10 protein-coding genes are annotated in these 13,157 nt (G+C 48.8%); 5 read left to right on the top strand and 5 right to left on the bottom strand.

The window, feature by feature from the left end:
• Nucleotides 1–8 precede the first annotated feature (8 nt).
• From HNP82_RS12075 to HNP82_RS12060, 5 genes are all read left to right on the top strand, one after another.
• Nucleotides 9–1,163 (top strand): exonuclease SbcCD subunit D, encoded by a 1,155-nt coding sequence (locus tag HNP82_RS12075; RefSeq protein ID WP_183775152.1) that lies wholly within the window; start codon nucleotides 9–11, stop codon nucleotides 1,161–1,163.
• Entirely contained in the window at nucleotides 1,160–4,360 is a 3,201-nt protein-coding gene (locus tag HNP82_RS12070; RefSeq protein WP_183775150.1) for an AAA family ATPase, read from the top strand. The genes HNP82_RS12075 and HNP82_RS12070 overlap by 4 nt, the downstream gene beginning before the upstream one ends.
• 119 nt (nucleotides 4,361–4,479) lie before the next feature.
• A complete protein-coding gene (locus HNP82_RS12065; RefSeq protein WP_183775148.1) occupies nucleotides 4,480–6,180 on the top strand; it encodes an AAA family ATPase in 1,701 nt (566 codons plus the stop codon).
• Between the two features lie 103 nt (nucleotides 6,181–6,283).
• Complete coding sequence (locus HNP82_RS18250) at nucleotides 6,284–6,415, top strand: hypothetical protein (RefSeq protein WP_279288919.1); 132 nt, start codon at nucleotides 6,284–6,286, stop codon at nucleotides 6,413–6,415.
• Nucleotides 6,416–6,500: 85 nt separating this feature from the next.
• On the top strand, nucleotides 6,501–7,343 hold the full coding sequence (locus HNP82_RS12060; protein ID WP_183775146.1) for a patatin-like phospholipase family protein: 843 nt from the start codon (nucleotides 6,501–6,503) through the stop codon (nucleotides 7,341–7,343).
• A gap of 122 nt (nucleotides 7,344–7,465) precedes the next feature.
• Here HNP82_RS12060 and HNP82_RS12055 read toward each other — a convergent pair whose 3' ends face one another.
• The 5 genes from HNP82_RS12055 to HNP82_RS12035 all read right to left on the bottom strand — a co-directional run bounded on the left by HNP82_RS12055 (nucleotide 7,466) and on the right by HNP82_RS12035 (nucleotide 12,973).
• On the bottom strand, nucleotides 7,466–8,359 hold the full coding sequence (locus HNP82_RS12055) for a hypothetical protein (RefSeq protein WP_183775144.1): 894 nt from the start codon (nucleotides 8,357–8,359) through the stop codon (nucleotides 7,466–7,468).
• 105 nt (nucleotides 8,360–8,464) lie between these two features.
• Nucleotides 8,465–10,072: an ABC transporter substrate-binding protein gene (locus HNP82_RS12050; RefSeq protein WP_183775142.1), complete on the bottom strand. Its 1,608-nt coding sequence runs from the start codon at nucleotides 10,070–10,072 to the stop codon at nucleotides 8,465–8,467.
• Complete coding sequence (locus tag HNP82_RS12045) at nucleotides 10,069–10,944, bottom strand: carbohydrate ABC transporter permease (RefSeq protein ID WP_183775140.1); 876 nt, start codon at nucleotides 10,942–10,944, stop codon at nucleotides 10,069–10,071. The genes HNP82_RS12050 and HNP82_RS12045 overlap by 4 nt, the downstream gene beginning before the upstream one ends.
• Nucleotides 10,945–10,949: 5 nt before the next feature.
• On the bottom strand, nucleotides 10,950–11,840 hold the full coding sequence (locus HNP82_RS12040; protein WP_183775138.1) for a carbohydrate ABC transporter permease: 891 nt from the start codon (nucleotides 11,838–11,840) through the stop codon (nucleotides 10,950–10,952).
• A gap of 5 nt (nucleotides 11,841–11,845) precedes the next feature.
• Entirely contained in the window at nucleotides 11,846–12,973 is a 1,128-nt protein-coding gene (locus tag HNP82_RS12035) for an ABC transporter ATP-binding protein (RefSeq protein ID WP_183775136.1), read from the bottom strand.
• Between the last annotated feature and the right edge of the window lie 184 nt (nucleotides 12,974–13,157).

Below are 13,157 nucleotides of genomic sequence, written 5' to 3'. Positions count from 1 at the left end.
GGTCTTTAATGAAGTTTTTTCATCTTTCCGACCTGCACATCGGCCTTAGGCTGATGAACCGGGATCTTTTGGAGGATCAGACATATATTCTGGAACAGATCACAGCCCTGGCCGGGGAAATACAGCCGGACGCCGTTGTTATTGCCGGAGATATTTATGATAAGGCTGTGCCTTCCGGGGAGGCGGTGGCTTTATTTGACCGCTTTATTGAAGGGCTTGTGGACGCCATCCCTAAGGGGGAGATTATGATCATCAGCGGGAATCATGACAGCGGTTCCCGCCTTAACTGTTTCCGGGGGGTTTTGTCCAAACAGCGGGTTCATATGATCGGCCTGGCGCCCCAGATCCCCGGAGATTTTATTGAGAAAGTTACCCTGGAGGATACATACGGGAAAGTAAACTTTTATCTGCTCCCATTTGTCCGCCCTTCCATGGTGAAAGGGATCACTGAGGCCGGCGGGCAGGAGGGAGCCCTTTCCTACAATGAGACAGTGAAATTTTTAATTAACCGGGAAAATATTAATGAAGAAGAACGTAATGTGATCGTATCCCATCAGTTTTACCTGCCATCGGGAAAGACGGCGGAGGATGTGGAGCGGATGGATTCGGAAGTGCGCACTGTGGGAAATATTGACCAGGTGGATGCGGCTGTTTTAGCTCCTTTTGACTACGGGGCGCTGGGTCACATCCACAAACCTATGAAGGTGGGCAGCGATTATTTCCGCTACTGCGGTACTCCTCTGGCCTGCTCAGTCAGCGAGGCCGGGCAGGAAAAAGGGGTTGTAGAGGTGGACATGGGCCCCAAAGGGGAGATCAAAGTGTCTGTGATCCCTTTAAAGCCCCTGCGCCAGGTCCGTGTAATCCAGGGAACCCTTGAGGAAGTGCTGCAGGCATCCTGCGATGATTACGTGACAGTCCTGCTGACGGACCCGGTGGATCTGGACGTGCTGGATATGCAGGACCGGCTGCGCCAGGCTTTCCCTCACCTTCTTGAGATCCGGCGAAAGACATGGCGGCAGGCCGATTACCAGGCAGTTTACGAGCCGGCGGCGGCTCTGGATCCTTTTGAGCTGTGCTGTTCCTTTTTAAAGGATATGACTGATGAGGAAAAAGATATTCTTAAAGATGTGATCAATCGGATACAGGAGGTGGAAGGGCTGTGAGACCGTTAAAGCTTACGATGCAGGCGTTTGGCTCCTACGGAAAAGAGACGGTAATTGATTTTGAGGCGGCCAATCAGAACCTGTTTCTCATTACGGGAGATACAGGGGCGGGAAAGACGACCATTTTTGATGCCATTGTCTTTGCCCTTTACGGCGAGGCCAGTTCCACGGCCAACAAAAAAGACGGGACGGAGCTTCAAAGCCAGTTTGCCGGGGCGGATATTAAACCTTTTGTGGAGCTGACATTTTCTGAGGGAACAGGCCCGGCGAGACGTCTCTATACTGTGCGGCGGGTGCCAAGGCATGTGCGCCCCCTAAAGAGAGGCAAGGGCATAAAGGAAGAGAGCGGGGCCGTATCTCTGATCATGGATGACGGCACCGAATATCCTCCGAAGGAGACGGACAGGAAGCTGGAGGAAATCCTGGGGCTTACTAAGGGACAGTTTATGCAGGTGGCTATGATCGCCCAGGGAGAATTTATGGAGCTTTTGCGGGCAAAGTCCGATGATAAAAAAGTGATTTTCAGAAAGCTGTTCCACACGGAACTGTATCAGAAGATCATTGATGAGCTGGCCCGCAGGAGAAAGGAAACCTTTCAGGAAATGGGCCAGATTCACACCGCCTGCCAGACGGAAGTGTCTCATCTGGTCATCCCTAAAGATCATAAAGAGGCCGGGGAGCTTTCTCGTTTGCGGGATGAAATTTTGGGATCAGAGAAACTTTCTGTGGTGGCTATGGAAAACCTGATCCAGAGCCTTGGACAGCTCTGTGATCTTCTGAAATTCCAGGAATCTGAGGCAAGCGCTGTCTATGAGGCTGTGAATAAAGATTATCTGGCCCGGCGTGATGTTCTGGCTCAGGCCCGCCAGCTCTCAGAACGTTTTGAGGAGCTTGAGAAGGCCCAGGAAGAGCTGGAACAATGTGAGGCTATGAAAGCTTCTGTAGAGGAGCTGGAACAAAAAGCTGGACAGATTACCGCCGCCTATGAAATCTCAGCTATTTATGAGCGGTACGCGGATTCCCAAAAGAACTTCAAGGAAAAAAACGCCGCACTTGCGGCTTGGCGCCAGGCACTCCCCGGCTTTGAGAAGGCCAACCGGGAAGATATGGAAGGGGAGCAAAAGGCCCAGGAAAGTTTTAATGAGACACTTTCAATGCTTACAAGAGTTTCAGAGCAGGTAAAAAAGGCGCTGTCAGTATTTGACCAGGCAAAGAAGGCAAAAGTACAGGTTCAAAAAGGGACGAAGGATTACAAAAAGGCCAGAGAATTGTTGGAGCGTCTCAATGAAACTATGTCTGCCATAGAGTCCCAGGAAGAACAGCGGCGCCGTCAGGGGGAAGAATTACAGGACGCGGAAGTTGATTTTGCCAGGTGGCAGGAAAAGGCGAAAAAATACCGGGAACTGTACAACGACTGGGAGACGCTGGAAAATCTTGAAAAGGAGACGAAGGCTCAAAAAAAGGCTGTGGATGAGGCAAAGGCCGCCTACGGGGAGGCCAGCAAAGCCTATGAAAAGAAAAATGGGGAATATGAAACCGCCCGCAGGATCTTTCTTGGGGCTCAGGCCGGATTTATTGCCAGAGAGCAGCTTAGACCGGGAAAACCCTGCCCGGTGTGCGGTTCTTTAGATCACCCCAATCCCTGCCCCATTGAGGAAGACTATGCCCATTTAACAAGGGAAGGGCTTGAGCAGGCGCAACAGGAAGTCCAGGCTCTGTCCAAGTCACAGGAGCAGGCCGCCACAAAGGCTCAGGCGGCTGCGGCCATCTTAGAAGAAAAAAATACCCGCTTAGAGACGGAAACCGCCCGCCTGGGAGAAAAACTGAGGGCAGATCTTCCAACAAATTTTAGGCCCGCCCAGCCATTGACGGCGGCAAGAGTCCGGGACACTCTTTTAGAATGGCGGCAAATCCTGGCACTGGAGGGAAAGACGGCAAAAGATCATGTGAAACAAAAGCAGGCCATTTTACAGGCCCAAAAAGAAAGTGAAGAAAAAAAGAAAGATCTTTTTGTACAGATTGAGGACGCCCGGAAAAAGACAGAGGATATAAGGGCTGCTCTGGCGGGATATGAGGCGGCCTTAAAAAATCTGGAAATGTCCAGAGATTTCCCAACGGAAGGTGCGGCCAGAGAAGCCCTTGAGAAAGCTGAGAAAGATAAAAAACTGGCTGAGGAAAAATATAATCAGGCCAGGAGAAAAAGCCAGCACTCCAAATCCCAGATGGAGGGTACCAGGGCGCTGATTTCCCGCTATGAAAATGAGCTGCCAAAAGACCAGGCTCGTCTGGATGGGTGTCGAAAAGATTATGAGACTGTCATGGAGGAAAAAAAGCTAACCCAGGATCAGTGGCAGGAGATTGTTTTGCAATACAAAAAAAGCCAGGCCGCTCTTTTTCTGGAAGAGGTCAACACTTATCACCAGAAAAAGGCAGGCGCTAAAAGCCGGGCAAACCAGGCCAAAGCAGCCATTAAAGACCAGAAGTGGCCGGATATTTCCCGACTTGAAAAAGAACTTGAGACCGCCGGGGAAAAGGTCAGTGAAGCCAGAAGCGCCTTTGACCGTATCCGGGAGGTTCTGAGGGCGGACGTTAATGTCTATAATGCTCTGGAGCCGAAAATGTCTCAGAGGGCCAAGATTGTAGATCGCCACCGCTCCATGGATGATCTTTACAATCTTCTGGCAGGAAAGGTGAGCGGTGCCCGGATGGACATTGAAACTTTTGTCCAGCGCTATTATCTGGAGAGGATTCTTTTTGGGGCTAACCGCAGATTTATGGAAATGTCCGCCGGCCAGTACGAACTTCGCATGAAGGATGTGGACGTGGCTGGCGTCGGGAAAAACCGGGGGCTGGATCTGATGGTCTATTCCACAGTGACGGGAAAGGAGCGGGAAGTGCGCACCCTTTCCGGCGGGGAGTCCTTTATGGCGGCTCTCTCCCTGGCCCTTGGCATGGCGGATCAGATTCAGGCAGGCACGGCCTCCGTGAATCTGGATGTAATGTTTATTGACGAGGGCTTTGGCTCCCTGGACGACCATTCCCGTGACAAGGCGGTGCGGGTTCTTCAGGAGATGGCGGGCGGCTCTAAGATGATCGGGATCATTTCCCATGTCACAGAATTAAAACAGGAGATTGAAGACCAGCTTATCGTTGAAAAAGATGAGGATGGAAGTCATGTTCGCTGGCAGATCAGTTGATCTGCCGGTCTTTTTCTGTCTCATTAACCTGTGGCCTTGACTGTCCCTTGGCCCCGTGGTAAAGTGAAGTAAGTAATCCGTGAAAAAACTGTAGAGCCGGAAAGGAGATGGAGAAGAATATGAAGAGCAAAAAACTTCCCATCGGCATTGATGGATTTGAAAAGATCAGATCAAACAACTTTTATTATGTAGATAAAACAATGTTTATCGCGGAACTTTTGCAAAACTGGGGAGAGGTCAACCTGTTTACCCGTCCCCGCCGTTTTGGCAAGTCCCTGAATATGAGTATGTTAAAGTGCTTTTTTGAAATCGGGTGTGACCGAAAGTTATTTGAAGGACTGCAGATTGCCGGAAAAGAAGAACTGTGTGAAGAATATATGGGGAAATTTCCGGTAATTTCTATCAGTCTGAAAAGTGTGGATGGACTTGATTTTGAGGCGGCTGCAGCAGGACTTAGGACAGTGATTGGAGATGAGGCTATGAGATTCCAGTTCCTTCAGGATAGTAAACAACTTTCCTCTGCAGAAAAGGATTCTTACCGCCGTCTGATTCAGGTTGATATAAAGAGCGAATCAAATTATGTAATGTCAGAGTCAGCTTTGATTGGCAGTCTAAAAATGCTTTCAAGGCTTTTAGCCAAGCATTACGGCCGTAAGGTCATCCTTTTGATTGATGAGTATGATGTTCCTTTGGATAAGGCATTTCAGAATGGTTACTATGATGAAATGATTATTCTGATCCGAAATATGTTCGGCAATGCGCTAAAGACCAATGATAACCTGTATTTTTCTGTACTTACAGGATGTCTCAGAATTTCAAAGGAGAGTATATTTACAGGACTGAATAACTTGAAGGTACACACAATCTCAGATTCTCGATATGATGAATATTTTGGCTTTACCAATGAGGATGTGGATGAGCTTCTCTCATTTTATGGCCTGACAGAGGACAAAGAGGTCATCCGAGACTGGTACAACGGTTATCTTTTTGGAAAAGTCAGTGTTTACTGCCCCTGGGATGTTATCAATTACTGCGATGTCCTTTTGTCAGATAGAGATGCTGAGCCGGAGAATTACTGGGCAAACACCAGCGGAAACGATATTGTGCGGCGGCTGCTAAAACGCGCGGATCAGACGACACGGGATGAGATTGAGCGATTGATCGGAGGGGGAACCATTATCAAGACAATCCGTCAGGAACTGACCTACCGGGACATCGAGGACTCTATTGATAATATATGGAGTGTTTTGTATTCCACAGGCTATCTGACACAGAGAGGGCGTTTTTCGGGAAAACAGATGAAGCTGGCTCTTCCAAACCGGGAGGTGAGGGAGCTGTTTATTGATCTGGTAAAAGACTGGTTCCAGGAGACAACCCACGGAGATTTGACCCGGATCAACCGTTTTTGCGGGGCGTTTCCCGAAGGAAAGGTGAAAGTAATCCAGGATATGCTCCATGATTATCTGTGGGATTCCATCAGTGTGCGTGACACGGCGGTGCGGACAGGGATGAAGGAGAACTTTTATCACGGAATGCTGCTCGGCCTTCTGCGGAGTCAGGGAAGCTGGCTGATCCAGTCCAATGAGGAGACAGGGGAAGGCTACAGCGACATCTCCATCTGCACACCGGACAGAAACGGAATCGTGATCGAAATAAAATACGCGGATAATGGGGATCTGGAAAGCGCGTGCCAGAGAGCGCTGGAACAGATCGAGGAGAAAAAATATGGCGTCAGTCTGCTGAGACGCGGTATGAAAAAAATCCTGAAATACGGGATCGCCTTTTGTGGGAAAGAATGTATGGTAGTTATGGCGTCATGAAAAAAGGGGCAGTCCCACAACCGGGATTCCTCCTTTTTAAGACAGAGCGTGAGGCCTCACAGGCTAAATAATATTTCATTGTTGACGATAAGAGGAATTATTGATGAGTGTAAAAACGACAATCCAGAAATTCGGTCTGGAACAGGCATTTAATTATCTGTACAAAGATCCAGATAAAAATATGCTCAAGATCATGGACTGGGCGGATAGATTTGCAGGTGAAATAAGAAAGTGAAAAAGAAGCAAAGTAAACAAACGGGAAACCGGATCACCCCCGGAAGGGGAGAATATATAAAAAACAATGATGGAGGAAAAGGAAGATGAAAAGCGCCATTATAGATGTAGGCGGCGGAATGAGAGGCATATACGCCGCGGGCGTTATGGACTGCTGCATGGAGGCAAAGATTCGTTTTGATGTGGGTATCGGCGTGTCCGCCGGAAGCGCCAATACCACTTCTTACGCGGCGGGGCAAAAAGGCCGCAATTATGTGTTTTATACAGAATATTCAAACCGGAAGGAATACATGAGCTTTTCTAATTTCATGCGAAAGAAAAGCTATATTGACATGGATTATGTCTATGGTGTGCTTAGCAACAGTGACGGCGAAAATCCTCTGGACTATCCTGCCATAGCCGCCAGTTCCATGGAACTGATCACGGTAGCTACCAATGCGCTCACCGGGGAAGCAAAGTATTTTGATAAAAGTGACATTGCCCAGGACAATTATGATGTGGTGAAGGCGTCCTGCTCCATCCCCCTGGTATGCCATCCTTATATCGTCAATGGCGTACCTTACTATGACGGCGCCCTCAGTGATCCCATTCCTGTGGAAAAAGCATTCACCATGGGATGCGATAAGGTCGTTCTTATCCTGACAAGGCAAAAGGATTTCAGGCGGGTGCCGGGAAAGGATCAGATGATCGCCAGAGGAATCCGCAGAAAATATCCAAGGGCGGCAGCAAGGATGGAACAGCGGGCAGAGCTTTATAATACTTCTCTTGATAAGGCAGTCCGCTATGAGCGTGAGGGCAGGCTCCTTATTGTCGCGCCCGATGATCTGTGCGGTATGGATACACTGACCCGCGATAAGGCCGCTATGGACAGATTTTATAAAAAAGGTTTGGAGGATGGCAGAGCGGTCATCCGGTATATGAAAGAATAAACACCTGATAAAATATCATCCCCCTTCCTCCATTCTGTTTTTTACAGCAAAACAGCCATCTCCACAAAAAAGGGAGATGGCTGTTTCGCTGTTAGCACATATGATTGCTGTTGGAATACTGTTTATTCAGCAACGGTTACAGATGTGATATGGGGGTTTACGCCCTCATACCAGTAAAGGAATCCTTCCATGTTGATGGTCTGGCCGATCTCAAGAGCTTTTACAGCCTGATAAACATCTGTTGTTTCATCGCACAGGTAGGATTCGATGGTAAAAGTATAGGTCTGTCCATTGTAGGAAGCGTTAAAATACAGGTCGTCCCCTTCTGTACCGGAGCCATCATAGTTGTAGAGGAAAGCCACGTCATTGCCGTCGGCATCCTGTCCGGCAGCCTCCACAGTCATACCTGTAAAGGACACAGCCTGGTTCTGATAGTTGATCAGATCGTCTGTTCCCAGCATGTCTGTAACGTCGAGGGGAGTGGCGATGTATGTATCGCCGTCATCAATGATCTCAAAGCTGGCGTCGATGATCTCCACTTCGCCGGACCATTCAGCTTTGTAGCCTGTAACCTGGATCTTTGTTCCCGGAACTAAAAGATCATACTGATCTTCGGGACAGGCCATGTCATAGAGGAAGTAAGCGCCGTCCTGATCCTGAGCGTATACTGTGGCTGTGGACTGTTCTGCGTAGTAAGACTGTTTTGCCTGTACATAGGCCTGGATCGTTACCTGTGAATCAAGGTCGGCGGCAATATATTCGTCATAGGACATCACCTCGCCGGCGGCTGCGGCGCTTTCATCGGTGCCAGCAACTGCGGATTCTTCGGCTGCGGTGCTTTCATCAGCAGCAGAGTCGGCAGAAGCTGTGGTGTCGGCAACTGCTGCGGTGTCTGCGGCGGCTGTTTCAGCAGCAGTTGTATTTACAGTTTCACTTTCAGTGGTTGTACCGCCTGCGCAGCCAGCCAGAGCGGCTGCCATGGAAATGGCAAGAAAAGCTGATACTATTTTTTTCATAAAATTTGTCTCCTTTTTTCAAAATGAATCGCAAGTCCTATAATCATTGTGCAACAAGTTTAATTATAGTCAAAAAAATTGAGAAATCAAGTTTTTTGTAACTATTCACTCATGGGGCTGGTTTCTGATGGCCGAAATTTTTCCCGCGATCAGATAAAGAATGATCAGTATCCATACAACCCCCAGGGTGATGAGAAGTCCTTTGGCCATAGGCGGAAGGGGGCCCAGATCCGCTTCCTGCCCGGAGGGCGCGGTGTTCTCGTCCAGATGGTACAGGGCGGCAACCTCACTGTAAAGATTGTCCATATAAGCCTCATCTACAGTTTCATCGCGCCGCATAGACTTGGTTACTTCCTCAATGAGCTGGCCGGCGGCATTTCTCAGGGACGTGGAGCCGTTAAATACCGGGGTAATAAAAGTATCCTGGGTGTGATTAAGCAAAAGCTCTGACGCGGCAATTTTTACATCGTAGTACATATCATTGTCCTCACCGGACCGGGAAAGATAATCCTGATAAGCCTCCGATTCCTGGGCGGCCAGTGTCACAGGTACATAGCCCTCGGTGGTGGCGTAGTCCATCTGAACGTCATTGGTGAGAAGATACTGGGTAAACAGCCAGGAAGCCAGCACCTCCTGAGGATCGTCCTTGTTAAAAATACAAAGGGAAGGCCCTTGAGAGATCATTTTAGGATGATCCGGATCGTACTGGGGGATCGCCATAACCTCAATATCAAAATCAACCACAGCTTCCTCGGCAATATCCACCAGAGGGGCGTCACTTCCCATCCATGTAGCTCCGGCGGTGGAGTCGATGGCAAAGACACATTGCCCCGCATTGAGAAAATTGGCGGGATAGCTGGAAATCTTAAAGGTGGAGAATGCCCGCGTCCCCGCATGTTGGGCAATGGTATAGAGGATATCTTTGGTTGTATCGTTAAAAATCTGGATATCCCCGGTTTCCGTAGAATAGCCGGCGTTTTGCTGGATGAGCATCTGGATCATCATATTATCCGTGGATTTGTAAATAAATGGGATCATGACATCCTGGCCGTTGAGGACATAGGTGCCGTCGGCATTTTTTGCAGTGGCGGCCTCAGAGACTTCCCAGATAAAATCCCAGGTCAGCGTTTCCGGAAGAGTGTATCCTAACGCTTCTACATAGTCTTTATTGATGTAGCAAGCTTCTGTGGAACGCATAAAGGGCAGGGCATAGTAATGACCGGCAATGGTACACTCGTCAAGAAACTGGGGGACGATCTGGGACTTTGTAGGCGCCTGGAAGAGCAGTTCATTGCCCCCAAGGCCATATTTTTCATCATCCATCAGATCGTCTAAGGGGACGACCACATTGTCGCCGGTCATATAAGTGGCGATGTGATCCGGGTAAGTGATACATACATTAGGCGTTGTGTTTGTGGAAATGTTTGTGATCACGTCATTATAAATATCCCCGTAATCAGTGTAGAGCCTCAGCTCAATGGAAATATTGGGGTAAAGGGCCTCAAAGTCAGCGATAGCCTGTTTGTAGATTTCTGTCTGGCGCACATTGGTGTCATTTTTGGCCCAGAAAGTCAGCTCATAATTTCTGGACATATCAAATTCCTGGGGCACCTCAAAGGCTGTCTGCTCCCTCTGTCCGTGACATGCGGACATGGCGGCGGCCGCCAGGAGGGCGGCTGCGGCAAGTCCCAATTTTTTCGTAAAATGCTTCATCCTTTTGTACCTCCCTGGGATACCCCTGCCATGATCTTCTTGCGGAAAATTAAAAACAGAACGATCAGCGGGACGGAAATGACTACCACCGCCGCCATCATGGCCGGTATATTTTCCCGGCCAAAGCCGTTTTCACGGATTTCCTGGATTCCGTTGGAAACAAGGTAGTATGCCGGATCGTCGGTAATAAGCCGGGGCCACACATACGAGTTCCAGCACTCAATAATCTTTAAGATCGTGATAGTAATAATGGTGGGCCGGCAAATAGGGATCATGACTTTCCACAAATATTTCAGATCTGACGTGCCGTCCACTTTGGCCGCCCGGTAAAGCTCGTCGGGCACCTGCTCAAAATTTTCTTTTAAAAGATAGATATAAAAGACGGAAGTGACGGAGGGCAGGACAAGGCCCACAAAGGTGTTGCGCAGGTCAAGATTTGTCACCGTCACGAAATTGGTGATGACCACCAGTTCGCTGGGGATCATCATCAGGGAAAGAAACAGAGTAAATACCAGATTCTTTCCCCGGAAGTTCAGCCGGGCAAAGGCGTAGGCGGCCAGAGTGCTGACAATGACCATGATCACTGTGGTGGCCACGGCGAAGATGGCTGTGTTTAACAGATAGCCCACAAGGGGGACCGTGGTAAAGGCGTCAATATAGTTCTGGATGGTGGGCGATAAGGTGAAGAAGGCGGGAGTATGCTCCGCGTTATAGGCCCCGTAGCTTTTTACGGAAGTCAGGATCATCCAGTAAAAAGGAAACAGGACGATGAGGGCCCACAGAGTCAGAAAAATATAAGTGACGGCCTTTTGGATTTTATTGCGATGGTTTGTTTTGTGCTGTATTTTTTCATAAACTTCATGTTCTTCCATTTTGACTACCTCGAAATTTTTCTGCTGCTCACTAAAAGGTTAATACATGTGACGGTCAGGACAATGGCGAAAAGGATAATGGCCGCCGCCGAAGCGTAGGACGGATAGCCGCCGCTGTCCCCGTAAAGCATATCGTAGACATAGCCCACAATAGTATTCATACCGGCAGCGTTTAAATCTGTGCCAAAAAGGGCTACAGCGTCGCTGTAGGCTTTAAAGGCGCCGATAAACCCGGTGATCACAAGATAAAAGATCATGGGGGAGATCATGGGAAGGGTGATTTTTGTAAAAACCCGCCATTTAGGTGTGCCGTCTACCCGGGCGGCCTTATAGTAATCCGGATTGACAGAGGCCAGGGCGCTTGTCAGCACAAGGATTTTAAAGGGTAAAACAATCCAGACCGTATAAAAGCACAGGACAAACATTTTGGCCCAGTAAGGCCCGTCGATAAAATCAACGGCTGAACCGCCGAAAAACTCTATGACCATGTTTACAAGGCCATCGGTATACTCGGTTGGCTGAAACAGTATCATAAACACAAGGCCCACTGCCAGCGTGTTGGTCACGTAGGGCAAAAAGTAAATGGTCTGGTACAGATCCCGCAAAGGTTTGATGGAACTTAACCCCAGGGAGATCAGAAGGGCCAGTCCGGTTGACACAGGTACGGTAATGATTACAAGGATAATGGTGTTTTGTACCGCCTGTAAAAAGTATGGGTCATGGAGGACATAGGAAAAATTGTAAAGACCTACGCCAAAATAGGACTGGGAGGCAAAGTTAAAGCCTTCTTCCGCGGAATAAATAAATACGTCGATCAGCGGGTAGACCATGAAGAAAATAAGGAATAGCAGTGCCGGCAGAAGATAGAGCCAGGCTTTTTTGTGGTTCCTGTTCATCGTTCTCATTCTCCTTTCGACAATGGCTGGCCGGGAATCTCAAAGCTTATCCGTTCTTCTGTCTTGGCGGAGAAAAGAAATACTTTTCCCGGCTTTAAGGAAAAGCATACCTCAGCGGCAGCGGTATCCACACGGCTTTCTGAACTGATAATGGATCTGAGGGATGTCCCCGTACATGCGCTGTGGGTGGAGACAATGCTAACATCTCTGCCCATGACCTCGATCCGCTCCAGATGACAGCGCAAAGGACCGTCGCTTTTTAACAGAAAGCCTTCCGGACGGATGCCCACAATAACATCCTGGTCAGATACACCTTTAACCTTCAGCACCGGGGCTTGGTTAAGAAAGAGTGTTTCATCCCGTACCGTACCGTGAAAAACGTTAATGGGCGGCGTGCCGAGAAAACGGGCGACAAAAAGGTTTGCCGGGTTATCGTAAACATCCTGGGGCCGGCCTTCCTGCATGAGGACGCCGTGATTCATCACCGCGATCCGGTCGCAGATACTCATGGCCTCCTCCTGATCGTGGGTGACAAAAACTGTAGTAATTCCAGTTTTTTTCTGGATCTTGCGGATTTCTTCACGGGTCTGAAGGCGCAGCCGGGCGTCAAGGTTAGAGAGCGGCTCATCCAGCAAAAGAACCCTGGGCATTTTCACAAGGGCGCGGGCAATGGCCACGCGCTGCTGCTGGCCGCCGGAAAGCTCTCGTGGCTTGCGGTCCAGAAGATCTTCGATCTGTACCAGCCGGGCGGCCTCAAGAACACGGCTTTTCATGTCTCCTTTAGAGAGCCGCTCCTTGCCCTTTAAATTTTCCAGGGGAAACTGAATGTTTTTAAAAACGTTCAGGTGGGGATAAAGGGCATAATTTTGGAAAACCATGCCAACGCCCCGAAGCTCCGGAGCAAGGGCAGTGACATTTTCATCGCCGAAAAAGATGGAGCCGCTGCTGGCGTCCTCCAGACCGCAGATCATATTCAGTGTGGTGCTTTTTCCGCAGCCGGAAGGACCTAAAAGACCTACCAGCTCGCCGTCGGGGATCTCACAGGTAAAATCATTGACAGCGATCACATCTTCCGGGTGTTTCCTGCTGCGGCCCGGAAATTTTTTGGTAAGATTTTTTAACATTATTTTCATAATAATCTCCATTCCGCCGCCTTTGAGTTAGCGGCACAAATTATCTCCCTGTATCGGTTATTACCATTTGTTTATGTAAGTATAACCTATTATTGCCTGTTGCTCATGGCTAAAGGGTTATCCTTTAAGATTATAGCCTATTTTTTTCATATTCACAAGACGGCTGTGGACAGTGTTTTAGAAT

It is taken from the genome of Catenibacillus scindens (assembly GCF_014202115.1).
Taxonomy (GTDB): Bacteria; Bacillota; Clostridia; order Lachnospirales; family Lachnospiraceae; genus Catenibacillus; species Catenibacillus scindens.
This window is presented reverse-complemented; position numbering and strand designations above follow the sequence as displayed.